This is a genomic window from Streptomyces sp. NPDC051286, from assembly GCF_044455345.1.
GTDB lineage: Bacteria > Actinomycetota > Actinomycetes > Streptomycetales > Streptomycetaceae > Streptomyces.
This window is the reverse complement of record NZ_JBITER010000004.1, coordinates 157,436-184,434: the sequence shown is the minus strand read 5'-3', so window position 1 is coordinate 184,434 and position 26,999 is coordinate 157,436. Positions and strand designations below refer to the sequence as shown.

At 68.7% G+C, this 26,999-nt stretch carries 25 protein-coding genes and 3 pseudogenes; 16 read left to right on the top strand and 12 right to left on the bottom strand.

The window, feature by feature from the left end:
- Window positions 1–42 precede the first annotated feature (42 nt).
- The gene (locus ACIBB8_RS06860; protein WP_398949420.1) at window positions 43–999 is read right to left on the bottom strand and encodes a DUF1152 domain-containing protein; all 957 of its coding nucleotides are present in this window, start codon (window positions 997–999) and stop codon (window positions 43–45) included.
- An 89-nt stretch (window positions 1,000–1,088) separates the two neighbouring features.
- On the opposite strand from ACIBB8_RS06860, the gene ACIBB8_RS06855 reads away from it, so the two are divergent.
- From ACIBB8_RS06855 to ACIBB8_RS06840, 4 genes are all read left to right on the top strand, one after another.
- Window positions 1,089–1,694 (top strand): YdbC family protein, encoded by a 606-nt coding sequence (locus ACIBB8_RS06855; RefSeq protein ID WP_398949358.1) that lies wholly within the window; start codon window positions 1,089–1,091, stop codon window positions 1,692–1,694.
- Between the two features lie 275 nt (window positions 1,695–1,969).
- Window positions 1,970–2,629: a histidine phosphatase family protein gene (locus tag ACIBB8_RS06850; protein ID WP_398949357.1), complete on the top strand. Its 660-nt coding sequence runs from the start codon at window positions 1,970–1,972 to the stop codon at window positions 2,627–2,629.
- Window positions 2,630–2,641: 12 nt separating this feature from the next.
- Window positions 2,642–3,553, top strand: a complete 912-nt coding sequence (locus ACIBB8_RS06845; protein WP_398949356.1) for an ADP-ribosylglycohydrolase family protein — start codon at window positions 2,642–2,644, stop codon at window positions 3,551–3,553.
- 461 nt (window positions 3,554–4,014) lie between these two features.
- The gene (locus ACIBB8_RS06840; RefSeq protein WP_398949419.1) at window positions 4,015–5,487 is read left to right on the top strand and encodes a DUF4153 domain-containing protein; all 1,473 of its coding nucleotides are present in this window, start codon (window positions 4,015–4,017) and stop codon (window positions 5,485–5,487) included.
- A gap of 94 nt (window positions 5,488–5,581) precedes the next feature.
- Here ACIBB8_RS06840 and ACIBB8_RS06835 read toward each other — a convergent pair whose 3' ends face one another.
- Complete coding sequence (locus ACIBB8_RS06835; protein WP_398949355.1) at window positions 5,582–5,962, bottom strand: hypothetical protein; 381 nt, start codon at window positions 5,960–5,962, stop codon at window positions 5,582–5,584.
- Window positions 5,963–6,636: 674 nt separating this feature from the next.
- On the opposite strand from ACIBB8_RS06835, the pseudogene ACIBB8_RS06830 reads away from it, so the two are divergent.
- Window positions 6,637–10,653 (top strand): annotated as a pseudogene (locus ACIBB8_RS06830) (polymorphic toxin-type HINT domain-containing protein); the annotation flags it as partial.
- 40 nt (window positions 10,654–10,693) lie between these two features.
- Window positions 10,694–10,978, top strand: coding sequence for a hypothetical protein (locus tag ACIBB8_RS06825; protein ID WP_398949354.1), 285 nt, complete (start codon window positions 10,694–10,696; stop codon window positions 10,976–10,978).
- 152 nt (window positions 10,979–11,130) lie between these two features.
- On the opposite strand, the gene ACIBB8_RS06820 is transcribed toward ACIBB8_RS06825, so the two are convergent.
- The 3 genes and pseudogenes from ACIBB8_RS06820 to ACIBB8_RS06810 all read right to left on the bottom strand — a co-directional run bounded on the left by ACIBB8_RS06820 (window position 11,131) and on the right by ACIBB8_RS06810 (window position 14,113).
- Complete coding sequence (locus ACIBB8_RS06820) at window positions 11,131–12,438, bottom strand: tyrosine-type recombinase/integrase (protein ID WP_398949353.1); 1,308 nt, start codon at window positions 12,436–12,438, stop codon at window positions 11,131–11,133.
- Window positions 12,438–12,629: a helix-turn-helix domain-containing protein gene (locus ACIBB8_RS06815; protein WP_398949352.1), complete on the bottom strand. Its 192-nt coding sequence runs from the start codon at window positions 12,627–12,629 to the stop codon at window positions 12,438–12,440. Before ACIBB8_RS06815 ends, ACIBB8_RS06820 begins: the two co-directional genes overlap by 1 nt.
- A gap of 28 nt (window positions 12,630–12,657) precedes the next feature.
- Window positions 12,658–14,113: pseudogene (locus tag ACIBB8_RS06810) on the bottom strand (replication initiator).
- 485 nt (window positions 14,114–14,598) lie between these two features.
- Here ACIBB8_RS06810 and ACIBB8_RS06805 point away from each other — a divergent pair.
- From ACIBB8_RS06805 to ACIBB8_RS06785, 5 genes are all read left to right on the top strand, one after another.
- Entirely contained in the window at window positions 14,599–15,018 is a 420-nt protein-coding gene (locus ACIBB8_RS06805; RefSeq protein ID WP_398949351.1) for a winged helix-turn-helix domain-containing protein, read from the top strand.
- Window positions 15,019–15,070: 52 nt separating this feature from the next.
- Window positions 15,071–15,346: a hypothetical protein gene (locus tag ACIBB8_RS06800; protein ID WP_398949350.1), complete on the top strand. Its 276-nt coding sequence runs from the start codon at window positions 15,071–15,073 to the stop codon at window positions 15,344–15,346.
- Between the two features lie 11 nt (window positions 15,347–15,357).
- A complete protein-coding gene (locus tag ACIBB8_RS06795; RefSeq protein ID WP_398949349.1) occupies window positions 15,358–15,753 on the top strand; it encodes a type II toxin-antitoxin system VapC family toxin in 396 nt (131 codons plus the stop codon).
- A gap of 146 nt (window positions 15,754–15,899) precedes the next feature.
- Window positions 15,900–16,319: a hypothetical protein gene (locus ACIBB8_RS06790; RefSeq protein WP_398949348.1), complete on the top strand. Its 420-nt coding sequence runs from the start codon at window positions 15,900–15,902 to the stop codon at window positions 16,317–16,319.
- 2 nt (window positions 16,320–16,321) lie between these two features.
- A complete protein-coding gene (locus ACIBB8_RS06785) occupies window positions 16,322–16,741 on the top strand; it encodes an Imm10 family immunity protein (RefSeq protein ID WP_398949347.1) in 420 nt (139 codons plus the stop codon).
- A 115-nt stretch (window positions 16,742–16,856) separates the two neighbouring features.
- Here ACIBB8_RS06785 and ACIBB8_RS06780 read toward each other — a convergent pair whose 3' ends face one another.
- Entirely contained in the window at window positions 16,857–18,125 is a 1,269-nt protein-coding gene (locus ACIBB8_RS06780) for a tyrosine-type recombinase/integrase (RefSeq protein ID WP_398949346.1), read from the bottom strand.
- A 97-nt stretch (window positions 18,126–18,222) separates the two neighbouring features.
- On the opposite strand from ACIBB8_RS06780, the gene ACIBB8_RS06775 reads away from it, so the two are divergent.
- On the top strand, window positions 18,223–18,354 hold the full coding sequence (locus ACIBB8_RS06775) for a hypothetical protein (protein WP_398949345.1): 132 nt from the start codon (window positions 18,223–18,225) through the stop codon (window positions 18,352–18,354).
- A gap of 322 nt (window positions 18,355–18,676) precedes the next feature.
- Here ACIBB8_RS06775 and ACIBB8_RS06770 read toward each other — a convergent pair whose 3' ends face one another.
- From ACIBB8_RS06770 to ACIBB8_RS06755, 4 genes are all read right to left on the bottom strand, one after another.
- Entirely contained in the window at window positions 18,677–19,051 is a 375-nt protein-coding gene (locus ACIBB8_RS06770; RefSeq protein ID WP_398949344.1) for a hypothetical protein, read from the bottom strand.
- Entirely contained in the window at window positions 19,051–19,221 is a 171-nt protein-coding gene (locus ACIBB8_RS06765) for a hypothetical protein (RefSeq protein ID WP_398949343.1), read from the bottom strand. Before ACIBB8_RS06765 ends, ACIBB8_RS06770 begins: the two co-directional genes overlap by 1 nt.
- A 285-nt stretch (window positions 19,222–19,506) precedes the next feature.
- Window positions 19,507–20,703 carry a helix-turn-helix domain-containing protein gene (locus ACIBB8_RS06760; RefSeq protein ID WP_398949342.1) on the bottom strand — a complete coding sequence of 399 codons (1,197 nt, stop codon included), beginning with the start codon at window positions 20,701–20,703 and terminating at the stop codon, window positions 19,507–19,509.
- A 373-nt stretch (window positions 20,704–21,076) separates the two neighbouring features.
- Complete coding sequence (locus tag ACIBB8_RS06755; RefSeq protein ID WP_398949418.1) at window positions 21,077–21,346, bottom strand: IS3 family transposase; 270 nt, start codon at window positions 21,344–21,346, stop codon at window positions 21,077–21,079.
- On the opposite strand from ACIBB8_RS06755, the gene ACIBB8_RS06750 reads away from it, so the two are divergent.
- The 3 genes from ACIBB8_RS06750 (at window position 21,242) to ACIBB8_RS06740 (ending at window position 23,305) form a co-directional block, all read left to right on the top strand.
- Window positions 21,242–21,796 carry a TetR-like C-terminal domain-containing protein gene (locus tag ACIBB8_RS06750; RefSeq protein ID WP_398949341.1) on the top strand — a complete coding sequence of 185 codons (555 nt, stop codon included), beginning with the start codon at window positions 21,242–21,244 and terminating at the stop codon, window positions 21,794–21,796. The two genes, ACIBB8_RS06755 and ACIBB8_RS06750, sit on opposite strands and share 105 nt — an antisense overlap.
- Before the next feature lie 117 nt (window positions 21,797–21,913).
- Window positions 21,914–22,624 carry a ribonuclease HII gene (locus ACIBB8_RS06745; RefSeq protein ID WP_398949340.1) on the top strand — a complete coding sequence of 237 codons (711 nt, stop codon included), beginning with the start codon at window positions 21,914–21,916 and terminating at the stop codon, window positions 22,622–22,624.
- A gap of 60 nt (window positions 22,625–22,684) precedes the next feature.
- A complete protein-coding gene (locus tag ACIBB8_RS06740; RefSeq protein WP_398949339.1) occupies window positions 22,685–23,305 on the top strand; it encodes a hypothetical protein in 621 nt (206 codons plus the stop codon).
- A gap of 66 nt (window positions 23,306–23,371) precedes the next feature.
- On the opposite strand, the gene ACIBB8_RS06735 is transcribed toward ACIBB8_RS06740, so the two are convergent.
- Window positions 23,372–24,010: a hypothetical protein gene (locus ACIBB8_RS06735; RefSeq protein ID WP_398949338.1), complete on the bottom strand. Its 639-nt coding sequence runs from the start codon at window positions 24,008–24,010 to the stop codon at window positions 23,372–23,374.
- Between the two features lie 284 nt (window positions 24,011–24,294).
- Window positions 24,295–24,625: pseudogene (locus tag ACIBB8_RS06730) on the bottom strand (hypothetical protein); the annotation flags it as partial.
- A gap of 198 nt (window positions 24,626–24,823) precedes the next feature.
- On the opposite strand from ACIBB8_RS06730, the gene ACIBB8_RS06725 reads away from it, so the two are divergent.
- Complete coding sequence (locus ACIBB8_RS06725) at window positions 24,824–26,983, top strand: RecQ family ATP-dependent DNA helicase (protein WP_398949337.1); 2,160 nt, start codon at window positions 24,824–24,826, stop codon at window positions 26,981–26,983.
- Window positions 26,984–26,999: the final 16 nt, after the last annotated feature.

Here is a 26,999-nt window from a genome sequence, read left to right as displayed (position 1 = left end):
GCGCGGGCGGCGGAATCGGGCCATCGTTGTTTCCGGCGCCGTTCAGTGCGGGATGCGGCGCGGTGGACGCTGGCTGATCTCTTCACGGAAGAGCTCGATCGCGCTGCTCACCTGCCGCATCAGGTGGGTGTTCTCGATGCGGTCGAGATAGAGACAGTTGCGGGCCAGCCCTTCCAGCTCGAAGGCGAAGCAGAGCGTCATCAGCGGGTTGATGAACAGCTCGCTGCCACGGGTGCGTGACGTGAGCTGGACGTCCCCGAAAGCGCCCTGGACCGCGGCGGCGATCGATCCATTGACAATGCTCGGGTGCTCGGGCGTGTGCTCCTGGGCGTGTGCCACCGCGTCGACGAAGAGGGCTCCCTCGCGCGTCGTACGGGAGACGGAGAATGCTCCGAGGCAGGCGCCGTCGCGTTCGAGAGCGGCGATGTTCTCCAGGACGAGTCCGTGGCTCACTCCGTGGTACGCGTCGATTCCGAAGCCGACGGAGACGACCAGGCGCTCCGGTACGTCGATTCCGGCGAGGGCGGCGACGCTGGTCAGGTCCTCCTCCGGGGTGCCGAGCCCGGTTTCGTCGCCACGCATCAGGATGTCCGTACCGCCGTCGACAAGGACGACCGCATCGATGTCGTACCGCTCGATCAGCGCCCGGTAGGCCGCGCGCAGCGGCTGCACTCCCACCCGGGTGAAGGCGTGCACGGTGCTCGGGTAGTGGTGCAGCTCGAGCCACTGGGCGAGGGTGCGTTCCGGGAAGTACGCCTGATGGAGGGCCGTTTCGGGAGTGATGACGGCGACGTCAGGTGCCGGCCACGCATCGGGGGGAAGCCCTTCGAGCGCGCTGAACGACAGATTGGCGAGCCGGACGTCCTTGCCTTGATGGAGCAGGGAGAGCGCCACCGGCAGGCCCGCGTAGATGTCGAAGCCGCCACCCGCCCCGGCCACGAGGATGCGCTCGGCTGATTCGAGACGCGCGAACAGAGGGTTGGTGTGGAAGGCCGTCATGGAGATCATTCTCCGGTCCTGGTTAACCGGTTCGGGCGCACTCCGGCAGAGCATGACCCGCGCCACGTTCGGCGCCGTACGATAGCGCGGTGCTGGTCAAGTGGATTCGCTGCACCGTGATGGATCGTCGTGGTTTCGAGCGGGGGCAGCGAAAGTGGGCGGGGCTGCTCGGTGAGCCGGGGTTCAGGGGACAGGGGGGCGGATGGAGTCGGGGGCGACCGGAGGTTGCCCATGTGTTCGCGTTCTGGGAGAACCGGGTCTTCTACGACTCCTTCATGGCGCGCGCGCATGACCAGTTGGCTGCGGCGCAGTCCGGAACGTACAGCGACATCCAGGTCAAACTGTTCGAATGCCGCTTCGATGTGAAGACCGGCTTCGAGCCGCATTTCACTGATGCGGACGTGGTCAGAGTGGCACACAGCACCGTGCACGAGGACCGCGTGGAGCATTTCACGCTGATGCAGCAGCGGGTGTGGAATCCGGCGATGGCCGGATCGCCCGGGATGCTGCGCGGTGTTTTCGGCGAAGCGCCGGGGCACGAGTTCCTCGTGTTGTCGATGTGGCAGTCGAGCGCTGAGCGAGGCAAGTACCGGCCGGGGAGCGTCGAACGGCTTTCGCAACGGGCACAGACCGAGGACGATGTCGCGGCTCTTTCGGGAGACGTCGTGCAGCTCGAGCCCTCCTGGACGATCTGAGCCGACGGCACCCGGGGCCCTTGCGCTCCTGATCAGCCAGGTCCTGCCGCGGTACGGCGGACGCTGAACGGCATGCCGGGGCGGCAGCCTGGGCTGCGTCGGCGGGCCGGTCGGCGATGTCTCCGGCAACGGGCTGTTCCGTGTCCAGGACCTGGGTACCCGGCGGATCGCTCTCCGTGGGGCAGCGCTGGCGACTCACCCCCGCCCGTATCCCTGCCGGCCCGGCCCGCGGATCTGCTGCTCGACTGTGGCTGGAACCGATCTAGGGTCTGTACATGGCACGACCGCAGCGCATTGTCCTCGTCCGGCACGGCGAGTCCGAGGGCAATGTCGATGACACGGTGTACGAGCGTGAGCCCGACCATGCATTGCGGCTTACCGCGACGGGCTTGCGGCAGGCCAGGGAGACGGGGGCCCAGCTGCGCGAACTCTTCGGCACGGAGCGGGTCAGCGTGTACGTCTCGCCCTACCGCCGCACGCACGAGACCTTCAGGTCCTTCGGCCTCGACCTGGAGCGGGCGCGGGTGCGGGAGGAGCCACGGCTGCGTGAACAGGACTGGGGGAACTGGCAGGACCGCGAGGACGTAAGACTGCAGAAGGCGTACCGGGATGCCTATGGGCACTTCTTCTACCGCTTCGCGCAGGGGGAGTCCGGTGCCGATGTGTACGACCGGGTCGGAGCATTTCTGGAGAGTCTGCACCGGAGCTTCGAGGCCCCCGACCATCCGCCCAACGTTCTGCTGGTCACCCACGGACTGACGATGCGGTTGTTCTGCATGCGCTGGTTCCACTGGACGGTGGCCGAATTCGAGTCACTGTCCAATCCCGGCAACGGGGAGAAGCGGACGCTGATACTCGGCGAGGACGGGCGCTACACCCTTGACCGGCCGTTCGAGCGGTGGCGCACCCCTGAGCCCTACGGCATCACCGGATAGAGTGGAAGGGCGATGACCGCTGACTCCGCTACCGCCTCACGCTTCGAGCGCGCCCTGGCCAGCCTGCGCGGGCTGGCCGTGGGAGACGCCCTGGGATCCCAGTTTTTTGTGCCCGTCAACTATCCGCTCCTGAAACAGCGTGCATTGCCGCCCGGACCCTGGCAATGGACCGATGACACGGAGATGGCCTGCTCGGTCCTGGCCGTGCTCGTCGGGCACGACCGTATCGATCAGGACGCGCTCGCCCACTCCTTCGCCGACCACCACGACTTCGACCGGGGATACGGCCCCGCCGTGAACCGGATGCTCCGACTGATCCGGGAGGGCGGCGACTGGCGCGAGCTGGCGTCGGCGCTTTTCAACGGTCAGGGCTCCTGGGGCAACGGTTCAGCGATGCGCATCGCACCCCTCGGCGCCTGGTACGCGGACGACCCCGAGCAGGCCACGCACCAGGCCGAGATCTCCTCGTACACCACGCATCAGCACCGGGAAGCCGTCGTGGGTGCGATGGCCGTGGCGGCAGCCGCCTCGCTCGCAGCCGCACCCGGGGGGCTACCGACGCCTGAGGAACTCCTCGACGGCGTGGTCGCGCTCGTACCGCGCAGCGCGGTGGGCGCCGGGCTCCGCCGGGCCCGCGACATGCTCGACTACGGCGATGCCGGGACCGTGGCCGCGGTTCTGGGCAACGGCCGCCGTACCAGTGCACATGACACGGTGCCGTTCGCTCTCTGGTCTGCGGCGCGGAGCCTCGGCGACTTCGAGAAGGCGTTCTGGGTGACCGCTCAGGCCGGTGGGGACGTGGACACGACCTGCGCGATCGTCGGTGGGATCGTCGCGGCGGGCAAAGCGGGCGCACCGCCGGCCGACTGGTCGGCGCAGGCGGAAGAGCTGCCGGACTGGCTTCCCCGCCCGGGCCGCAGCTGAGACGGGCCGACTGTCACGGTACTGACACATCCCTGCCGCGGACGGCTTCGAGCGGCAGCAGGAGGCTAACCTTTCGGCCACGCCGCCCTCGGTGATCACCGTGACGGGCGTGTGCCGAATGAGATGCCGAGCTGCTCGCACTCTTCAACTGCCGTGTGAGCGCCTCGGTGGGGAGGGGTCCCATGCCCGATCACGCGTCAGACTCAGCCGTCCAGCCAGAGGCGCCCGAGCCGCCTCGTACGTCGGAGCCGTCTCGCGCGATGACGTCGGAGCCGGAGGGTAAGCCGACGCAGTGACCGGAGCCGTCCGAGGTGCCGGAGTCCCGGGACGCCGTTCCGCAGGCGCCGAGGGTCCCGGCGTACGCGCAACAAGGGGGGCAACCGCAGCAGCCCAACCCATGGCAGAGCAGTCGGCAGACAGCCGGTACGCTCGCGCGGCTGCGCCCGGCCCGCCCGGCCGCCATCCGTAACGCCACGCTCCGGGCGGCCGCCGCCACCGCGCTCCTCAGCGCATTGTTGCTCGGTGACGGACTCGGCCCGAACCTGCTGATCGTGGCAGTCCCCGCCGCACTCGCGGCCTACTTCGCCGCGCAGGCAGCGGGTCGTCGACTCCGGTCCTGGTCCGCGGCCTGGGCGGTCGGCGGCCTTGCTTTGCTCGCGGTCCCGGCGCTCAGGGATGCGGGCTGGCCGGTCTTCCTCGCCGTTGTGTCGGCCGTCGCGCTGGGCTCGCTGACGCTGCACGGCAGCCGCAGCTGGCTCGGCGTGTTCCTCGGATCCGTGGGTCTCTTCTCCTCCGTGGCAGGGGGACTGAGGTGGGGGGCAGGCGGTGTTCGCGACCGAATGACCGGTTCCCGCGGCCGGTGGGGTGTCGTGTTCCGTTCCACTGCGGTGGCGATCGGCCTGCTCATCGTCTTCGGAACGCTCTTCGCCAGCGCGGATGCCGCGTTCGCCGATGTGCTCGGCAACCTGCTCCCCGAGGTGTCGCTGGGCGAGGCCCCGTGGCGGTTCTTCCTGTTCGTGGTTGGTCTGGTCGGTGCGCTCACCGCCGCATACACCGCCGCAGCCCCGGTGCGCTGGGACGACGTCACCGTGCGTGACGGGAAGCCCCGCGGACGCCTGGAATGGGCGCTGCCGCTCATCGTGCTGAATCTGCTCTTCGCCGTATTCATCGCCATCCAGCTCACCGTGCTGCTCGGCGGGTACGACAGGGTGATGGCCGAGACCGATCTCAGCTACTCCGCATACGCCCGCCAGGGCTTCTGGCAGCTGCTGTGGGCCACCCTGCTCACCCTCCTGGTCATCGCGCTCGCACTGCGCTGGGCACCGCGCGGGCACTCGCGCGACCGCACGCTCGTACGGACCGTCCTCGGCGCGCTCTGCCTCCTCACTCTCGTGGTGGTCGCCTCGGCGCTGCGGCGCATGGACCTGTACGTCGATGCCTACGGCCTGACCCGGCTGCGCATATCCGTGGCTGCGGTGGAACTCTGGCTGGGCGTGGTGCTCGTCCTGATCATGGCGGCGGGCGTGTTCGGCGCCCGTATGCTGCCGCGCGCCGTGGCGGCGAGCGCCGCCGCCGCTGTACTCACGTTCGGTCTGATCTCGCCCGACGGGCTGATCGCGGAACAGAACGTGCAGCGTTACCGCAGCCATCACACCATCGACATCGACTACCTCCGGGGACTCTCGGCCGACGCCGTACCGGCTCTCGACAGGCTTCCCGAACCGCTGCGGTCCTGTGCCCTCAACGAGATCCAGCACACGCTCCGTGTGTCCGATGCACCGTGGTACGCCACCAGTTGGGGCGAGGCGCGGGCACGCGACATTCTGGAGAAGCGGAGCGCGAATGCTCTTGTGACGGACTGCCGGGGGCAGGGGAGCGAAGGAGACAGCGGGCGCAACGGTGACGCGGGCGACGACTCGTACGACCCGTACTGACCCCTACCCGCCCCGCACTCACCCCGCATGGCGTTGGCCCCGGTGCCGTGCGACGGCACCGGGGGCCCACCCCCTCTCCTCCTGCCGGAGGGGACTATCCGAAGGCCAGCATCACCATCCAGCCCGAGCCGATGACGGTCTTCGCCGGCGGGTTGGTGTTGGTGGTCGACGGGAGGTAGATGCTCATGTGCCCGTCGGCCACGAAGCGGGCCCAGATGTCCGGGATCCCGATCGCGTGGTCGATCGCGGCCTTGGTCCAGCTGGTGCCGAACGGGACGTCGAGTCCGTCGGCCGAGTTCACGACCTGCTTCAGCGACTCCAGGTCGACGCTGCCGGCCACCGCACCGCGCTTGCCGTGGCGGACGTACATGTTGCCGTTGTCGACGTTGCGCCAGAGCAGGTCGGGCACGTTGTCCTTGTCCATGTCCGCGAGGTTGACGATGTCACGCCCGGTGCCCCAGGCGGTACCCTCCATCAGCGTGGCGCTCTGGAAGGTGCCGCCGCTCCACCGACGACAGCATCACGCTCAACTCGGTGCGGTTCGAGCCGAACACCGAGGACATGCCCAACCGCGTCAAGGCGGTCCACCCGTCGCGTCCGGGCTTCTCCCGGCTGCGCATCGCGCGTGTCGTCAACGAGTACGGCGGCGAGACCGTCGTCAACTACAAGCCGATCGAGGACGACTGCCTCAACGGTCCGTTTCCGGGCAAGGACGACAAGGCGGCACTGAAGGCCAACCACCGGCTGTGCTACCCGTCGTTCTGGAACCCGGACCCCGAGGTCGAGGACATCGACTGGTTCCACAAGTACGTCGTGGACTCCATCGAGGAACTGCCCAACATCGAGGGCAGCTTCACGACCCGGACCTCCTACGAGTACAAGAACCCGGCGTGGAAATTCGCCGACGCCGAGTTCACCAAGAAGTCCACGCGTACGTATTCGCAGTTCGCCGGCTTCGAGCAGACCACGGTGATCACCGGCCCGAAGAAGTCCGCCGCGGACAGCGGCGAGGGCTCCACCCCCGACGAGGACACCCCGGGCCCCGACAGCCCGCGCTCCAAGCCCGTCACCCGCTACTTCCGCGGCATGGGCGACACCGTTCCGGTCAAGGACATCACCGGTGCCGAGATCGCCAAGGACCGCGAGGCGTTCGCCGGCCGGATCGCCGAGGAGCTCACGTACACCGACTCCACCCAGGCCGACAAGGACTGGCTGTCCCGCTCGATCACCAAGCCCGAGGCCACCGAGCTGGCCAAGCGCGACCGTGACGACGGCCTGGACCCGCTCAAGGTGTGGCGGGTCACGGAGCCCGAGGAGATCGCCTACACCAAGACGTCCGGCAAGAACAAGGACGACAAGGACGACAAGGACGACAAGGGCAACGTCGGCCGCACCCTGCGCTCGGTGAAGACCACGACGACGTACGACGCGACGTACGGTCTGCCCGAGTTCGTGGAGTCGCTGGGCGACACCGGGAAGACCGGCGACGAGTCCTGCACCAAGCTGGAGTACCTGCACCAGACCGCCAAGAACCTCATCGGCCTGTCCAAGCAGGTCCTGGTCTCGCCGACGACCTGTGTGAACGCCAAGTGGACCGACCTGTCCACGCTCAGCGGCGCCAACCGCACCGCGTACGACGGCACGGTCTACGACACCGCACTCGCAGCGAACAGCCGCGGTCTGGCCACCGAGTCGTGGTCGCTCAACGGCGCCGGCACCGGCTTCGAGACCAACGGCACCACGGGCTTCGACGAGGTCGGCCGGGTGATCCGGAAGACCAGCCCGGAACAGCTGAAGCAGCTGAGCCCGAAGTCCTCCACGATCACCTACGACCCGCCCCAGGGCCAGGTGTTCAAGGTCACCACGACCAACGTCCTCGGCCACAGCCAGATCCAGGAGCTGGAGCCGGGCCGCGCGGTCACCCTCAAGACGACCGACGTCAACAACTTCGTCAGTGAGGCCGTGTACGACCCGCTGGGTCGTCTGGCCGAGGCGTGGGCCCCGGGCCGTACCCCTGGCAGCGGCGTCCCGGACTTCCGCGCGGTCTACACGGTCCCGAAGGAGGAGACCGACCCGAAGGACCCGAAAACCAAGATCCGCAAGCCTCCGTACGTCACCACGTACGCGCGTGGCTACGAGGACCGGATCGAGACCTCCGTCACCCTCTACGACGGCCTCGGCCGTGAGCGCCAGACGCAGGAGGAGTCGGACAACGGCTCCGGCTGGCTGATCACCGACGAGCTGTCGCGGCCGAAGCAGCAGCGCCTGAACAGCGCCGCCGGAACCGTGCTGGCCGACTACACGTACGACACCGTCCCGGGCGGCAAGGGCATGCCCGCGACCGCCACGCGCTACACCGACGGTCTGGCATACACGCAGAAGGTCAACGGCTACACCAAGGACTACGCGCCGACCTCGACCACGCTGTCCCTGCCGCAGTCGATCGCCGCTAAGGACCAGCCGCACACCCTGACCAAGGTCACCAAGAAGTACACGACCCCCGCGGGGGCGCAGGTCACGGCCGAGGCCACGCGACCGTACGACCTGACCGGCGAGACCAAGTCGATCACCTCGGTCCAGAACGGTGACAAGCAGGACCTGACCTGGACCTGGGACGGCCAGGTCGAGCGGATCACCGGTTCGGGCTCCGGAGGCAAGACCCCGTACGTGGGTCTCGGCCAGAAGTGCATCGACCTCAAGTCCGGTCTCGCCGCGGCGGGTCAGCCGGTCCAGCTCTACCAGTGCAACGGCACGGTGGCGCAGGCCTGGCACTTCGACCCGGTCCCCGGCACGGCCTCGGCTCCGCAGGCGAACCCGGACCTCGGCACCCTGAAGATGTACGACACCTGGTGTCTGCAGCCGGCCGCCAACGCTGCCGGTTCCGCGGTCCAGCTGAAGAAGTGCGACGGCGGCAGCGCCCAGCAGCTGAACCGCAACGCCTCGGGTCAGCTGACCCACGTCGACTCCAACCTGTGCCTCGCGGTGCAGGGCGCGGCGAACGTGAGCGGCACCGCGATCGTGCTCGCCACCTGTGACGCGGCCCAGGCCGCCCAGCAGTGGCTGCCGCAGAACGACACCCGGCACAGCTACGGCCCCGACGGCGGACGTCTGCTGACCATCCAGGGCAAGCAGGCCACGCTGAATCTCGGTGAGGCGCAGGTCACCGTCCAGCAGGGCGGCGTCCTCGTCCGTACCGAGCGCACCTACGCGGCCCCTGGCGGCGCGGTCATGCGTTACGCCAACGGCACGGGCGGGGAGGTGCTTACCGCGCTCGCCTCGGACCACCAGGGTTCCGCGTACGCGGAGGTCGCGCTCACCAGCGGCATGCCGGTCCGGATACGCAAGCAGGATCCGTTCGGCAACCAGCGCGGCGCCGACACGGTGGGGCAGAACTTCCAGAACAGCAACGGATTCCTGGGCAAGTCCCGCGACGACGCCTCCGGCTTCCAGCCGCTGGGCGCCCGTCTCTACGATCCGACGGTCGGACGTTTCCTGTCCGCCGACCCGGTGCTCGACCTGAACGACCCGCAGCAGGCCAACGGGTACGTCTACGCCCACAACAACCCGGTCACGTACTCGGACTCGACGGGTCTGGCCATCAGCCTGACCGCCTCGGAGAAGGCCGCGGCCCTCGCGGGCGCGGGTCTGTCGGCGGCCCAGGTCGCGCAGGCGCAGGCGATGCAGGGCAAGTCCCTCACCTCCGTCATCCTCGGGGTCGCGTGGGAGACGCTGAAGGACTTCATCGGCATCAACGACGCCATGGCCTGCTTCGGCGGTGACATGTGGTCCTGCGTGAGCATCGCGGTCCCCGCGATCCCGTGGGCGAAGCTCGGCAAGATCCCGGCGGTCATCAAGGCCGTCAACCGCACGATCGACGCCATCAAGGCGTTCAAGGTCGCCAAGAAGGCCGCCGAGGCCGTCCTCAAGGCAGCCAAGGCCGCCGAAGCGGCAGCGCTACGGGCCAAGAAGCTCGCCATCGAGAAGGCCAAGAAGGAGGCCGCGCAACGAGCGAAGAAGAAGGCCGCCGAGGCCGCCAAGAGGAGAGCCGACGCGGCCGCCGCCGCGAAGCGGAAGACAGGTAATCCCGCCCAGAAGCAGGCCCAGGCCAAGGCCGCTCCGAAGGTCTCCTCCCACAGCACAGGCGGCGGCAAGGGCGGCGGCAGCAAGAGCTCCGGCGGAGGCGGCGGCGGCAGCTCCGGTGGATCCGCCCGCAGCAAGGGCGGATCGAGCGGCTCCGGCGGCGCCGGCAAGGTGGAGGAAGGCGGCAGCAGCGGCTCCTGCTCGATCGGCAACAGCTTCGTGCCGGGCACCAAGGTCCTCATGGCCGACGGCACCACGAAGCCGATCGAGCAGGTCAAGGCCGGCGACAAGGTCGTGGCGACCGATCCGAAGACGGGCGAGACTCGGATCGAGACGGTCACGGCCGAGATCAAGGGCCAGGGCCTGAAGCACCTCGTCAAGGTCACGATCGACGTAGACGGCAAGAAGGGCACCAAGACGGCCCAGGTCACCGCGACCGACGGCCACCCGTTCTGGGTCCCCGAGCTGGGCAAGTGGATCAAGGCCACCGACCTGCACGGCGGCCAGTGGCTGCAGACCAGCGCTGGTGTGTACGTCCAGATCAGCTCCGTCCAGCGCTGGACGAGCCCCGGAGCGACGGTTCACAACCTGACCGTCGGCGACGTCCACACGTACTATGTGCTGGCGGGGGCCACACCAATACTCGTTCACAACTGCAATTCTGGCGTAATCTCTGCTGGCGAAGCGTGTGCTTGCGGAAGCGGCCCCCAATCCTATTCAGTTGCCTTCGAGATGACTCTTGATGTAGCCGATTTCGGTCGATCGCGAGGTACGCATTTCAGGCGGGAAAATGAGGCGCTTGACGTGGCGCTTCAGTCGGACGCTGGCTTCGCTCAGTCAATGGAGCAAATGATTCCGGGAATCGGTGGAGCTGTCTCCTCGCAGGGGGGTAGGCGAACCCCGGCTGGGTGGACCTGGCACCATGAGCCGGCCTCCAACGCCGGCGGGCGACAGGGTGTGATGCGCCTCGTGCCGCGTTCCCAGCATGATCCTGGGTCGCTCTGGCAGCATCTGCTGCATCCCGGTGGCTCCGGCGGCTACTCGGAGTGGGCCGTTCCGAACGGCGCCCCACGTAATAGGGGGTGAGTCGACGATGTCGATTACATTCACGCATCGAGACGGGGGTATGGAGGACGGCACCGAGGTCGGTGTACCGTCACTCATCGCTGAGCTCGATGGGCCCATCGATGATGAGCACCCAGACGTATCGGTCACGGATGATGACTCCTCCTGGATTGTTTCAGCGTTTCAGGACGGAACTCTGGTGCTTGAAAATCTCGATGACAGCGACGTCCAGCCTCGCCATCTCCAGCACGTTTCGCGCGCAGAGATGATCCGGGTGATGGCCATCTTGATTCGCGGTGACCTGACTGCTCTCCAGCAGTTGGATTGGCTTCCCGGTTACAACTAACTCGCAGAGGTAAGCCCCAGTCGGCGGTTACTGCCGACTGGGGCTTCTGTGGTTTCAGTGATGTCGAGGAGGTAATGGGGAGACGCGTCTGCAAATTTAAAGCCGTCTGGGGAGTGAGTTTGTGAGGCTTTTGTGCGCCGTTGACGGCAACGTCAGCGGATGAGGGCGGTGGAGGGTGGCTTGTCGCCACCGGAGCTGACCGTCTCGGCGTTCGTCGGGTCGTTGAGTGCGTTGCTGAGGGTGTCGATGGCGTCTCGCTGGAGGCGGAGTCGGACGTGGGCGTAGACGGTGGCGGTGACGCCGATGTGGGCGTGGCCGAGGAGTTCCTTGATCACGACGAGTTCGACGCCCTGCTCCAGGAGCAGGGTGGCGGTCGAGTGGCGAAGGTCGTGGAATCGGATGCGGCGGAGGCCGGCCATACGGAGGAGCGTGGTGAAGGCGCGGGTGAGGTTGGTCGGGTCGATCGGTCGGCCCTGCGCGGTGGTGAACACGTGCCCGTCGTGCCGCCACGTGGTGCCCGCGGCCTCACGCTCGCGCTGCTGCTGCTGCTCGTGGTGGAGCTTCAGCGACTGGACGCAGCGGGTGGGAAGGGCGATGCGGCGCTCGGAGGCCCGCGTTTTGGTGGGCAGCGTGGTGAGCCCGCCTGCGGCGGTTCGCTGAAGTGTGCGGCGGATTGCGGCGGTGCCCTCGTCGAGGTCGAGGTCTGTCCAGCGCAGGCCGAGGAGTTCGCCCTTGCGGAGTCCGGTGTGGAGGGCGAGTTCGAGCAGCGCGTGCAGCCTGTGGTCCTGGGCGGCGGTGAGGAACTGCCGGGCTTCGTCGGCGGTGAGGGGTTCGAAGCGTCGGGGGCGTGGGGTGCCGGTGCGGACGTTGCGGGCGACGTTGCGCGGGATCTCCTCTTCGCGGACGGCGTGCTCCAGGGCTGACTTGAGCACGGAGTGGATGTAGGTGAGCGTCAGCGGGGAGAGCGGCTTGTGGCAGCACTGGCCGGCGGCGCAGCAGCGGGGCTGGTCGCGCCGGGCGTCGAGGCCGCGCGTGCAGCACTGGCAGGTGGTGCGGAGCTGGTTGAGCCAGGTGCGGACGTCCTTGGCGGTGAGCTTGGTGAGCTTCTTCTTGCCCAGGCCGGGGATCAGGTACCGGTCGACGCAGGTGGTGTAGCGGGTGTGGGTGTTCTCTCGGAGGTGGTGGACGGCGACGTTCTCCAGCCAGTACGTCAGGTACGCGGCCACGCTGCCCTGCGGGGAGGGGACGGGGAGGCCGCGGTTGCTGGCGGCGATCTTTTCGGTGAGCTTGGCCAGGGCGTCCTTGCGGGTGGTGCCGTAGACGCGGATGCGCTTGCGGGTGTTGCCGGGGGCGAGGACGTATCCGGCGGCTTCCCAGCGGCCGTCCTTGCGCTGGTAGACGGTTCCGTCGCCGTTGGCGCGCACACGGCGGGAGGCGGGAATGTCTCGGGGTGTGCTCATCAGGCGGCGGCTTCCTGTTCGAGGCGGGTGCGGATGAAGTCGGTCAGCGCGTGGGCGGGGATGCGGCGGGCGCGGCCGAGGGTGATCGAGGCGAGCTGGCGGGTTCGGAGCAGGTCGTAGACGGCGGAACGGCCGAGCTGGAGGCGGGCCATGACCTGGGGGACGGTGAGGAGTTCCGTGTTGGCGGTCACGCGACGGCCCCAGGCCGGACAGCACTGGTCAGCCGATCAGTGGAGTGACCGACTGGGTGACCGGCACGGTCACCGGAGCGCTTCGAGCGCCGGGTTCGGGTCGGTTGCTCGGGCCGGGTCTGCCGTTTTCGGCCAGGAGGTCGGCGAGATGGTCGAGTTCGGGCAGGAGGCCGGTTCCGGCGTACTGCCAGTGGGAGATGACCAGCGTCGTGTCCGAGTCCACTCGCTGACCGGCGATGTTGCGGTGACCGGCTGCCAGGTCGGTGGAGTGTCCGGCGCGGTCACCGACCGGACTGCCGCCCGTCTGGCCAGACTGCGTCTGAGCCGACGCCGAGGCGGGGGCCTGGGTGTCGGCTCGATCGGTTCGCCAGGCGGTGCGTTCGGCTTGGAGGTGGGCGAGGGTGGTGGAGTAGTGGCGTGTGCGGGTGGAGAAGTGGCCTCGGAAGCCGAGCATGTGGGCCCATTGGCGCAGGCGGAGGTGGGCGTGCCGGCGCTTGGTGGCGAGGTGCCAGGCGGTGTGGATCATGCGGCGGGCGTGCTCGGTGATGTCGTGGTTGGCGAGCGAGTTCGGCGAGGAAGCGGAGGCGGTGGTCGACGGTGCCGGTGGTGGTTTCGGCCCCCTTGGTGGCGTACTTGGCGATGTAGCCAGCGACGTGCCGCTCGGTGACCGCGCCGCCACCGGTGAAGTCCGTACTGCGGATCGCGCGGACGTCGATCTGCCGCCCGAACCGAAACACCAGGTGCCCCGTTCGATCTGAGTCTCGGGGCGGGGACGCGGGGACGTGTCCGGCGGGCTGCGCTTGCTTCGGCGGTTCGCCCATGTGGTGGACGCGGGTGCGAGCGGCGGCGGCGCGGACAGCGTGGTCGAGGAGCCGGACGGTGGTCCAGGCGGGCGGGGTGCTGTCGGGGCCGGTGGGGCCGTCGAGGCGGATGACGGCATGGAAGTGGACCTAGCCCCGTTTCTGATACTCGGCGACCTTCGCGTACGAGAGCGTGGCGTGGTCCCGCAGGACCCGCTGCGCCAGCCCCGCCGCCTTCGCGATCTCCCGCCGCAGGTGGGTGGTGAAGCGTGCCCACAGAGCCGGGGCGTGCGCGTTCCACAGCACCGCGCCCGCGTAGTCGTACCGCTCGGGGTCGAGCGGCGTGCCAAGGAGCGGGTCGTCGCCGGGGTGGGTGTGGCCACAGTGGCAGCGGCCGATGTCGGGCTGGTTGTGGACGGGGCCGAAGCCGGGCGCGGTGAGGGTGGCGAACACGCGCGGGTGGGAGGCGACGCTCGCGGGGACGGTCTTGCCGCCCCGCAGGCCGGCGGCGATGAGTTGGTAGGTGTCGTAGCGGTAGACGGTGGAGCAGGCGGGACATCGGGTGGCGCGGCGGTTGCCGCAGCGGACCAGCAGTTCGCCCGCCGGGAGTTGGCCGGAGTCGAGGTGGTCGAGGATCTCGCCGGTCGCGCTGTCCAGGCGGGTGCGGTGCCCGGTGAGGCGCATCGGGTGCACGCAGCCGCCGAGTCCAGTTATCTGTCGTGCGAGGGGTGCGAGATGGCCGGTGGTGGCGAGCTTCGCCAGCCTGGCGGTGAGCCTGGCGCGGCGTTCCAGCGCCGACGACGAGGGACGCGAGGTGGCTGGAACGGCCACGGAGTGCGGGAGTTGGAGCTGTGCGGGCATGCGTGACGGGCCTTTCGGCGGGAGCGCGGAAGCGGTACGGCGCGGGGTGGCGTGGGCAGGCCGAAGTGATCGGCTCACAGAGGAACGGGGCGCCTCGAAGCTGGGCGCGGGGGCCGGACCAGGAGGCTGGTCGGCGGGGCTCGGTGGTGATCACCGGCGGGTGCGTGACGTTAACATCGCCTCACGGGCGCATTCAAGTGCATCCCTCCTCATTCCTTTCTAGTGAGTGGTGGGGCGCGGGTAGTGTGGGGCCGGTTTCCCGGTTTGGACGGGCCGGATATTGCTGGTAGAGGGCGTGGAAAGCGGGGGTGACCGGCGTGTTGGTGGGGCGGCGCGGGCGCAGGCCGGCGGGCAGCGGGGTGCAGTTGACGTTCGAGGTCATCGCCGAAGCCGTGCGCGAGCGGATCCGCTCGGGTGGGCTGCGGCCGGGGGACGCGCTGCCGACGCAGGCCGTGCTGATGCAGGAGTTCGGTGCGTCGAGCCTGACCGTGCAGAAGGCCATGGCCCTGCTGAAGCAGGACGGATGGGCGGTCTCCCGCCCCGGGAAGGGCCGACCCTTCACGTGCGTCGCGCAGGCTCACCGAGGGCGCTGGCCGGCACCGCCTCCAGTGGAGAGCTGGACCCCCCGGCGGCCCACCCTCGCGGCGGCCCCCTCCCCGCCCGGCCTCCGCGCTGCCGCACCGGCGGGGCACCGGCACCGCCCCGATGTCCGACGCCAGCGGGGGTGAACCTCTGCCGATCCAGCTGTCCGAGGCCGCGGGGCCGTCCTACACTGCTCGCGTGACCGCTGCATACGACTACGAGGACATGCACCACCTGGTGGACCGGCTTACCCCGACCCAGGTGCGTCGCCTGCGCCTGCTCGTCACCCAGGATGAGGAACTGTCCCAGGTCGTCCAGTCACTGCCGGCAGTCGACGCGAACGAGGGCGAGGAGTCGGTCCCGGCCGGGCTGCTGGCCCTGATCGGCAGCGTGAATGGCCCAGAGGATCTGGCTGAACGGCACGACGACTACATCCGTGAGCGGATGCGCGAGCGCTTCGGCGACTCGGAGTGATCGCCACGGTCTTGGACACCGGACCCCTGACTGCGGCGTTCAACGCGGCCGACCGGCGTCACCCAGAGTGTGCCTCCCTGCTGACGTCACTGACCGGCCGCCGTCTGCTGCCTAGCCCGGTCATGACCGAGGTCTGCTGGCTCCTGGAGCGCTGGCCCCAGGTCGAAGCGGCGTTTCTCGCCGAGGTCGCACGGGGAACATTCGAGCTGGTCCACCTCACTCCCACCGACCTGACGCGCATGGGTGAGCTGGTCCTCCAGTACGCCGACTTCCCGCTCGGCGGGGTCGACGCCTCGGTCATCGCGGTGGCCGAGCGCTTCGGCGTGGACCGGGTAGCCACCCTCGACCGGCGGCATTTCAGCGTCGTCAAGCCCGCCCATGTCCCCGCGCTGACACTCCTGCCGTAGCCCGATCAGTGGTCTATACCGCTGACGGCAGTACTGACGGCAACAAACGCGGACGTCAGGGCACAGCCATGGACGCCAGCGGAGCCCGAAACCGCCGATGACCTGCGAAAACGCAGGTAGAGGGTGCCGCGTAGCACACGTACTATGTGCTGGCGGGGGCAACTCCGGTCCTAGTTCATAACACCGGCGGCAGCGGCCACATGTGCGATATCACCGCGACAGCTCCTGACGGGAGCACGCGTGTCGATGTGAAGCTGGAGAGCGGTGACATGACTCCGGAGGAGGCTGCTCTCGGCTATCCCAATAATTCCGCATTCACGCACACGGAGCACCGGTTCTCGCGTATGGCAGGTGCCTCTACAGGGCCGAAGGTCTCACTTCCGAACGATCCGTTCGCGGGTAAGTACCCGTTGAGTCCTGGTGACGCGGTGACGATGCAAGGCCAGCTTCCGCCCTGCTCAAGATGTAGGGGGGCGATGAACCGCATGGTCAGGGAACTGGGAGTGTCGGTTACGTATACATTCGACGGCGTCAAGGGCGCCGGAACATGGAAGGCTAGGGGCTAGGGGTGAGACTGACCGCCACAGAGGTCGGGTTCTTTGAGGACTACGAGGATGAGGAGGCCCTTGAGGTAGGCGTCAGCGCGATCGACGATGCTGGCGCTCGGAGATCATTCTCGATCCAGCGATCCACCTATGAGCCAGACGAGCAGGAAGTGCAGTCTGGAATGGACTCCTACAACATCTCGAATGAGCAGGGGTTCACGGTTTACGGCTGTCTGCGGCGCGTGCAGCTTAACGGAACACTGCTGTCCCTGGAGTTCACGGCTGAAGACGCGGAGATTCTTGAAATCTCGGCTCTCGTGGAAGTGGACTTGCGCGATTCGGGCGTCGATATCACGAATCTGTCTACGAAGCTTAGCGAGATCTTGGACTGGGGGTCCCCCGAGAAGCGGCCAGAACTGATCGGACTGAACGTTTCCGAGTAGCCGTCTGGTGAGCGATTTTCTCGTCATACGCTGACGCTGGCCATTCAGATCAATGCATATGGGCCCCGCCCGGAAGGACTTCCGGGCGGGGCCCATATGGCGTTTGACGGCAACGTCAGCGGACGACGGCCTCGGAGGGCGGGCCGTCGGGGTCGTTGTCCGTCGGGCTGAGGGCGTTGCCGAGGGTGTCGATGGCTTGGCGTTGAAGGCGGAGTCGCACGTGGGCGTAGACGCCGGCGGTGACGCCGATGTGGGCGTGGCCGAGGAGTTCCTTGAGCACTACGAGGTCGACCCCCTGTTCCAGGAGCAGGGTGGCAGTCGAGTGGCGGAGGTCGTGGAAGCGGATGCGTCGGAGGCCGGCCCGGTCGAGGAAGCTGCGGAAGCGGCGGGTGAGGTTGGCGGGGTCGAGGGGCCGACCCATCGGCGTGGTGAAGACGAGGCCGCTGTCCTGCCAGGCTGACCCTGCTGTCTCTCGCTCCTTGTCCTGCTGCTGTTTGTGCTCCTTGAGGGAGTGCAGGCATTCGGTCGAGAGCGCGATACGGCGCTCGGACGCTCGGGTCTTGGTGGGGAGATGAGTGAGGCCGCCGGTGCGGGTGCGCTGGAGTGAGCGACAGATGGTGGCGGTGCCGGTGTTGAGGTCGAGGTCTTCCCAGTGGAGGCCGAGGAGTTCGCCTTTGCGGAGTCCGGTACGGAGCGCGAGTTCGTACAGCGCGTGGAGCCGGTCGCCGCAGGCCGCGTCGAGGAACTGGCGGGCCTCCGTTGCCGTGAGGGGCTGGAAGTGCCTGGGCCGGGGTGCGGTGGTCTTGACGTTCCGGGCGACGCTGCGGGGCAGTTCGTCTTCGCGGACGGCATGTTCGAGGGCAGACTTGAGGACCGAGTGCACGTGGGTCACGGTCAAGGCGGACAGCCGTTTCTGGCAGCACTCGCCGACCGCGCAGCACCTCTTCCGCTGGGCGTCGAGTACCTGGGTGCAGCACTGGCAGGTGGTGCGGAGCCGGTCGAGGAAGGTGCGTACGTCCTTGGCGGTGAGCCGCGCGACTTTCTTGGTGCCGAGGCCGGGGATGAGGTGGAGGCGGACGCAGGAGGCGTAGCGGGTGTGGGTGTTCTCGCGGAGCCGGTGGACGGCGACGCTGCCGAGCCAATGGGTGAGGTAGTCGCCGACGGTGCTGTCGGCGGTGGCGACGGGTAGCCCGCGGTTGCTGTCGGCGATCTTCTCGGCGAGTTTGTCGGCCGCCTGCTTGCGGGTGGTGCCGTAGACGCGGACGCGTTTGCTGGTGCCGTTGGCGGCGAGGACGTAGCCGGCGGCTTCCCAGCGGCCGTCCTTGCGCTGGTAGATGGTGCCTTCGCCGTTGGCGCGGGCCTTCTTGCGCTTGGGGGCGGTCATCGGGCGGCCTCTTCCAGGTGGCGCTGGACGTAGTCAGCGAAGGCGGGGGCGGGGATGCGGCGGGCGCGACCGATGGCCAGGGAGGCCGTCTGCGGCGGTGGAGATCGACACGATCGGCGGCGACGCCGAAGCCGCCGATCAGGCCTTGGCCTTCCTTGCCTTGGAAAGCCGGGTCAAGAAGGTCCACCAGGCGAGCGGATTCCGCGGGAGATCGCATACCTCGTCGTAGGCGGCGAGTTCGGCACCGAGGTGCCCGTCCCTGTGCAACCGGCAACCATGCCCCGGACGTGCCCACGCAGGAGTTTCCAGCAACTGCCGGGCCCGCCGACCTGCCCACAGGGTCGAACGCGCCCTGAAACGGATCGAAGTGCTCGAAGAACGTGTGGGGCGCCTGAAACGCGGCGATCCCGCGCGGGATGCCGACTGAGACGCTCCGGAAACATGCGAAATCCCCGGATCAGCCGTAGCCTCCCAGGGATTTCTGCTGTGTGGCCCGCTCCGGTCACGATGCGGCAGGCATCCGGCCGGAACAGGAGTTCGCGACGGGCAGGTCAGTCACGCTGGACTGGCTGCGGGGAGTCCAGCCGGTCGTCCTCGTCGTCCGGCTTGTCGAGGGCATCGAGGGCATCGAGGTCTTCGTAGGCCCGTGCGGGCAGGCGTGCGCCTCGGCTCACCGCGATCCGGTGGAGGTTCGTCAGCGCCTCTGTCAACTGGACTGCTAGCAGGTGCAGTTCGCCCGGCGTCCACTGGCGCCCGTCGAGAACGCGCTGTGCCTCCTGAACGAGTTCACCAGCCAGGCCGAGTTGGGCCGACTCCACGTTGTCAGCGAGGCGTGACAGGTATCCGGTCCCGTCGCCCGTGAGATAGCACGGTTTTCCTTCCGGCCCGGCCCAGGGCAACAGGCGTGCCTGATTCGTCAGGCTCATCAAGCCCCGGCCTCCACGCTGTGGATCAGCCGGGGTCCGGTGTCGATGCCGTGCACGGCCAGCCACAGTGCGCGCCGTGGTGCCCGGCGGCGCTGCTGCTGCTGCTGCTGCTGCCGCTCGTGCGCGACCAGGTACGGGCGGTCCAGTCCGATGTCCTCACCACGCAGCACGGGGGCAGCGGGTACGCGAGGTGGACATGCGGTCGATGCCTCCGCACCGGGACTGGTGGAACGGTGATCCGGTGCGCGGTGGCGGCCTGGTGCGGGCCAGAGCGGCCATAGCAGCGGCTCGAAGATACGGGCGATACAGTGCGGCACGTCGGCGCTCCTTGTCAGCGTTGGCCACACCCCCGGACCGTTCGCCCGGTCGCGGGGGTCCTGACTGAGCGTCAGCCTGCTGACTTGCGATGCACAGCAGTTGCACCGAAGGGTGCAACTCCTCTTGCCGGGAACCTGCTATATCCCAACCCACTCCGCGTACTGCGCCAGCGAACTGTTACGCGCCCGTTCCTGCCGCTTGAGGGCGAGCACGGTGTCCCGCACGGTCGGGTGGTAGCGGGTCTGCTGCGGGGCGATGCGCCGAGCCTGGTGCAGGCAGTCCAGCGCTTCCTCCGGGTGGCAGGCCCAGGCATGGGAGCGGCCGAGGTCCATCCAGTGGTGCCCGGCCCGGGAACGGGTCCAGCCCCGCGGGATGCGCACATCCTCGGCGAGTTCGATCGCGCGCCCGAAGTCGTTCATCTCCGAGGCGATGGCCACGGCGTGCACGCCTACGTTCACGGGCCCCCAGGTGACGCCGAAATCGGGCAACTCGCCCGTGGTCCGGGCCAGAGAGCGGGCCTCGGCGAGGCGGGCGTCTGCCTGGTCCCGGTCCTTCATCCGACCCGCGATCACTGCAGCCCGCAGATGCAGCATGCCCCGCATGGCCTCAATGCCTGCCGAGCGGCGTGCATCCTGCCCGTCGAGATCCCGCAGAGCCCGGTCGACCACCCGCAGGCCCACGTCGTACCGGCCGGACGACATCGTGGTCTGCGCGCGGAGGAAGGCATGCATGGCGGCCAGTCCCGGCTCGTCGGCGCGCGGCGCGGTCCACGCCAGCCGGTCCAGCGCGACGGTGGCCAGATCGATGAAGCCGAGCTTCCACGCAACGGTGAACACGCACCTGAACGACTCCGCCAGACACTCGTAGGCCAGCCGCTGCTCTTCCCCGGTACTGGTGTGCACCGCCTGCACCGACTCGTCGATCAACCAGGGCAGATCGCGCACGATGTCCGTGTACTGCGCCTGGCGGCGCTGCTCAAGGGCCCGCTGGACATCGGCCCGGATTAACTCGGCCGGACGTGCAGCCGTCTCCCAGTCGAGAGCGACATCCCAGTTCTCCAGCCCCTCACGGATCGGCTGGATCAAGGCGTCCATGCGGTCGCGCCGCAACTCCTCGGCGTATGGCTGTCCGAGCAGATCGGACGTGGAGACACCCAGCGCACGAGCACAGACAGCAACAAGTGCCGGGGAGGCGGGCTTCTGACCGCACTCGACCTTTGACAGCAGCGACTTGGACACATGGGCGCGCATCGCCAGCCCTTGCTGCGTCAGGCTGCGCTGTTTCCGGATACGGGCGATCCGAGCGCCGGTGTGCTCTTCGATGCTCTGCGGCACGGCGAACTCCGTTCTGCGGCAACACTCAGACGGTACCCCTGCCACCCGGTCCCGGACCGACCGAACAACGATCATCCCCGCTAGCCGCACGACCACACCTGCCAGTCCGACGCTTCGAACCACATTCCAGCCGAACGACCAGTCGGCGGCCACGGCATACCGCCAAGGCGGGATGCGCCTAAACTTTCTACGGTCTTCAAGGCGGCCCGCTGGCACGGCCCGCGCGGCACGGCCGCCCACCCGGCCCGCCCTCGGCTTCGCCACCGCGGGCTGGCCAGCGATCAGGCCGCGCAGAAACGTGCAGCGGACGGCCAGAAGCGCGAGCCCCTGCTGTTGTCGGCCGACGGTCCGTCCGGGAGTTCGTCCTTCGCGTTCAACGGTGACGGGGCGATGACGTCGCGCAGGGACGCGTCGGGCACGTCGACGTACGGCTACGACACTGAACCGTTCCGGGTTCGGTAGAGACTCTTGATTGTGGCTGTGACCTGCTGTTTTGGTTGTTCTGGTAGTGGGTGGTTTCGTATTCGGCGGGTGGGGCGTGGCCGATGTCACCGTGGAGTCGGCGGTGGTTGTACCAATCGACGTACTCAGCGGTGGCCAACTCGACTTCGCTCAGGGCTTTCCAGGGCCGCTGCGGCTTGATGAGCTCGGTTTTGTAGAGACCGATGGTCGACTGGTGGCGGAGGCGCTGCGGGCGGCGTTGCTCGCGATCGGTGAGGCGCCCGACTGCGGCAGTATTCGCGAAGATCTCTACCAGCTGGGCCGACGGCTGCGCGACGCCATGCTCTCCAGGCCCGGAACCGCCCTGCTTTCCGTGCTTCACGAGTGCGACTCGAGCGTCTCCGGACGCTTCCAGGCCGTGATCTTCCAAGGCGTGATCCAGCCGTCCACCGAGCTCTTTCGGAAGGTCGTGAGCCGGGGTGTCGAGCGGGGTGACGTCCGTTCCGATGCGACGAGCGAGTCGGCCCTGGACATGATCCTCGCGATGATGGTGTACCGCAGCAAGGTGTGCGGTAGCGAATGGCCGGATGCATACATCGCCGAATTGATTAATCAGATCATGGTTCCGCTGCTCCGGCCTTCCGGCAGCTGAACGCAACTGGTGGCAGCCGGACCGTGAGGTTCTGTCGGAGCGGCGCCACGGGCCGCACGACGGTCAGGCGCCCCGGGGTGTTCGTGGCGTCTCTGTCGGCGTACCCTGACTGGCGCCATGCCGTACGAACCACCCACGCACACCGTCGAGCGCTCACTGCGCGCTACCACTGGTGCCAAGACCGTCGCCGGTGTCGACGAGGTCGGACGCGGAGCGTGGGCCGGACCGGTCACCGTGTGCGCGGCTGTCACCGGCCTCCGCAAGCCCCCCGCCGGACTCACCGACTCCAAGCTGATCAGCCCGAAGCGCCGCGCCGAGCTGGCGCCGCTGCTCCAGGACTGGGTCACGGCCTACGGCCTCGGTGACGCCTCCCCGCAGGAGATCGACGAGCTCGGGATGACCGCGGCTCTGCGCCTCGCCGCCGTACGCGCCCTCGAAGCGCTGCCCGTGCGCCCCGACGCAGTGATCCTCGACGGCAAACACGACTACCTGGGAAAGCCCTGGACGGTCCGAACCGTCATCAAGGGCGACCGGTCCTGCATCGCGGTCGCGGCTGCCTCGGTGATCGCGAAGGTCCACAGGGACACGATGATGGCCGAACTGGGCGCGGAATCGGGGGAGTATGCCGCTTTCGCGTTCGATGCGAACGCCGGCTACCCGTCCCCCGTGCACAGGGCCGCTCTGGAGGCGCTGGGGCCCACGCCCCTGCACCGCCTCTCGTGGTCCTACCTCGACGCGCTGCCCAGGTGGCAGCACCTGAAGAAGATCCGCATCTCCGCCGAGGCGGCTGCACTGGAAAGCGGGGGCCAACTCGGCTTCGACTTCTGATCGCGCATTTGTGCCTACCCGCCGACGCCCTCTGCGCCGGCGTTTGATAGACAACCACCCATGCCTCTCATCCCCGAGGAGCCTCAGATTCACGAGAGCGCCCAGGGTCCCCGCGTCACTCCGGCCGCAGGCCGCACCGCGCCGACCCCCCGTCCCGTACCCGGCCCGCGTTCCGCGGCCACGCCGCGCCCCGGTCGTCCGGGTCCTGGCCCTGCGAGGCCCGCGCCCCCGGCGCAGCGCCCGCACCCCACCTCCGGTCAGCCTCAGGCGGCCCGGTCGGAGACTCGTTCCGCGCCGCAGTTCCAGTTGATCCCGGCCTCGGCCGGCAGTGCGCTCGACGCCGCCGACGAGGCCGTCGATCTGCTGCTCGACTCCGGACGCGCTCCGGGCGACATCCTGGTGCTCACCACCGGTGAGCAGCACCCTTGGGCGGTGCACGAACTTTCCTTCGGAGAAGCCGCCTACTGGGCCCAGCACGATGCGGGCGACGACGTCTTCTTCGCCGGTGCCGTGGGCGCGGACCGGGTGAAGGCCCGCCCCGTGGTGATCGTCGCGGTCAACGGTGACCTCGATGACGCCACCGCCCGTGTGCTGCCTCTCGCGAGGGAGCGAGCCGGAGCCTTGCTGGTCGTCTGCGGTGACCCGCAGCGGATCAACGCCGTGCTCGGCGCCGGCGTCTGAGCCGAACGACGCGCACGGCCGTGGTGACCCGGCTGCCCGACGGGGTGGCCGGGCCCACGACCCGGGTCAGCGGGCCGCGGTACGTCGCAGTGCCTCCGCCGCACCGCCGCCGGTGCGCAGCGGGAACAGATCATGTTCGGCAACCGTGTCGGCGAGAGCCACAGGCGTCGATATGGAGTTGGGCCGACGGCCGCCCCGGCCCTCGCCCAGCACCTGCCACCCGCCCCGCGTCAGCGTGATGTACGCGCCGCACCGCAGGCCGTGCAGCGTGCAGGCATCCCGAAGACCCCACATCCACGCCCCGTCCTCCTCCGTCCACCGCTCGTCACCCTCGCGGCAGTAGAGCAGCACCGCGGTGCGGACGGGTGTGCGGCGGCGCAGATCGTGCGGGATGACCCGGCGCAAATGCGCCAGCAGTGCGTTCCGGAACTCCCAGCCGTCCGCGGAGACGGAGCGACGGGCGAACGAGGCGCTGGCCGTGAGGCGTTCCTCATGGTCGAGTACGGCGACGACAGCGGTCTGCGGGGTCGGCCGGTGCCGGGTGTGCAGGCCGCTGACCACCTCGCGCGGGCTGCGTAGCAACGGTATGCCCGCGGCGGCCCACTCGGCCGGTTCGAGCATTCTGGCAAGGCGGTTGGCGGAGTCGGCGGACACCGCGGACGCCGACATCGAAGTGGCTGCGGACGGAGCGAATCCGAACGTCACGATCCTCCCTTCGCATACGCGCCCACGGTGCGGGCAGGGTTGGGTGGGGCGCACCGCGGCACAGCCCTTCCGGGCCGCGAAAGGACCGTGCGGGGAGCGAGCTCAATTCTTCCTGGCGTATCGGCAGGCGGCAACGAGCAATTGGCGCGGCTGATGGAAATCGGCCGGAATGACACGGATATCCCTGCCCAAACCGTGGACGGATGACGCCCCTGTCACGCCTGAACGGCGAGGACCAGCGGAAACACCCCCTCCGCACCGGCCTTGCGCAGCAGCCGCGCCGCCCAGATCGCCTCGTTCTCCTTGCCCGGGAGCAGCGGTACCTCGGCGCGCTCGACGCCCCGGCCCGCGCGGCCCACCTGCTGGTAGCAGGCGATGGGGGAGGAGGGAGAGCCGAGGTGCACGACGAAGCCGAGGTCGGGTTTCTCGAATCCCATGCCGAGCGCGGACGGGCAGATCGGCGAGCGTGGTCCGCAGCCGTCGGTAGTCGGGTCGGAAGTCGTGGCCCCAGTAGGAGATTCAGTGCGCCTCGTCGACCACGAGCAGCCCGGTGGCTGCGGCGGGGCGGGGCAGGACCTGGTCCCGGAAGTCGGGATTGTTGAGCCTTTCGGGGCTGCGGGACTGGGAAGGCATTCGAATTCCAGGCGAGTTTGGGGCTTTGACCTGCGTAAATGCGCCGATCGAGGGCGCTCAGGGCCGAGCGCTCGGCCCTGAACGCCGCCGATCCGTGCGTGGCAGGCGCACCCTTCGTAAGCCCTTTGCCACGCTGGGTGGATTCGCTGATTGTCAGTGCTATCGGGTTGCATGGGGGCCATGAACAACCTGGAGCTGCGTACTGAAGCGGATGCCATCCTCGCTGAGCTGGTCGGTGCCCCGGGGGGTTCGGCGCAGCTGCGGGAGGACCAGTGGCAGGCGGTGGCGGCTCTTGTGGAGGAGCGCCGGCGGGCGCTGGTGGTGCAGCGCACCGGCTGGGGCAAGTCGGCGGTGTACTTCGTGGCCACCGCTCTCCTGCGGCGTCGTGGCTCGGGTCCCACGGTGATCATCTCGCCGCTGCTGGCGCTGATGCGTAACCAGGTCGAGTCGGCGGCGCGGGCCGGTATCCACGCGCGCACCATCAACTCGGCCAATCCGGAAGAGTGGGAGACGATCTACGGAGAGGTGGAGCGCGGCGAGACCGACGTTCTTCTTGTGAGCCCGGAACGTCTGAATTCCGTGGATTTTCGCGATCAGGTGCTGCCGAAGCTTGCGGCCACGACTGGTCTGCTGGTGGTCGACGAGGCGCACTGTATTTCCGACTGGGGTCACGACTTCCGGCCCGACTACCGGCGGCTGCGGGCGATGCTGGCCGAGCTGCCCGCAGGCGTGCCGGTGCTCGCCACGACGGCGACCGCCAACGCGCGCGTGACCGCGGACGTGGCCGAACAGCTGGGCACCGGTGCCGGCGAGGCCCTGGTGCTCCGCGGCCCGCTGGAGAGGGAAAGCCTTCGGCTGGGTGTGGTGCAGCTGCCGGATGCCGCGCACCGCCTGGCCTGGCTTGCTGAGCATCTGGACGACCTGCAGGGCTCGGGGATCATCTACACCCTCACTGTCGCCGCGGCCGAGGAGGCCACCGCTTTTCTGCGGCAGCGCGGCTTCCGCGTCGCCTCATACACGGGGAAGACGGAGAACGCCGACCGGCTGCAGGCCGAGGTCGACCTGCAGGAGAACCGAGTGAAGGCACTGGTCGCGACCTCGGCGCTGGGCATGGGCTATGACAAGCCAGACCTGGGGTTCGTGGTGCACATGGGGTCGCCCTCCTCGCCGATCGCCTACTACCAGCAGGTGGGGCGTGCAGGCCGCGGTGTGGCCCACGCCGATGTGCTGTTGCTGCCGGGCAAGGAGGACGAGGCCATCTGGCGATACTTCGCCGACACCGCCTTCCCTCCCGAGGCGCAGGTTCGTCAGACACTCTCGGCCCTCGCCGGTGCGGGACGGCCGCTGTCCGTGCCCGCCCTGGAGGCGGCGGTGGACCTTCGGCGCAGCCGGCTGGAGTCGATGCTGAAGGTGCTGGATGTCGACGGCGCGGTCAAGCGGGTGAAGGGCGGCTGGGCGGCCACGGGAGCCGAGTGGGTGTACGAGGCTGAACGCTACGCGTGGGTCGCCAAGCAGCGGGCGGCCGAGCAGCAGGCCATGCGTGACTACGCGGGCACATCCCAGTGCCGCATGGAGTTTCTGCGCCAGCAGTTGGACGACGAAGGGGCTGCCCCCTGTGGCCGCTGCGACAACTGCGCGGGCGCCTGGGCCGATCCCTCTGTCTCGATGGAGACGCTGACGGGCGCGACGAAGGAACTGGACCGCCCCGGGGTGGAGGTTGAGCCGCGCCGGATGTGGCCGACGGGGATGCCCGCACTGGGCATCGACCTCAAGGGGCGCATCCCGGCCAAGGAACAGTGCTCCACCGGGCGTGCCCTGGGCCGGCTCTCGGACATCGGCTGGGGCAACCGACTGCGCCCGCTGCTGGCGGAGAGCGCGCCCGATGGACGGGTCCCCGACGATGTCCTGCGGGCCGCGGTGGCGGTCCTCGCCGATTGGGCGCGCTCCCCAGGTGGCTGGGCGCCGAACGTCCCGGATGCCTCTGCCCGGCCGGTAGGAGTGGTCGCTGTACCGTCCTTGACCCGGCCTCAACTGGTCGGCTCTCTTGCTCAAGGAATCGCGTCCATCGGCCGCCTGCCCTTCCTGGGGACCTTGACGCACACCGGGCCGAGCGGCGCGCACGCGGCACGCCGCAGCAACTCCGCCCAACGCCTCAGAACGCTGTCCGGCGCCTTCACCGTGCCTGCGGACCTGGCCAGTGCCCTGGCCGGCTGTCCCGGCCCTGTCCTGCTCGTGGACGACTACACCGACTCCGGCTGGACCCTCGCAGTCGCTGCCCGCCTGCTCCGCCAGGCAGGCAGCGAAGAGATCCTGCCGCTGGTCCTCGCCGCAGCGGGCTGACATCGCCTGTTCGGTT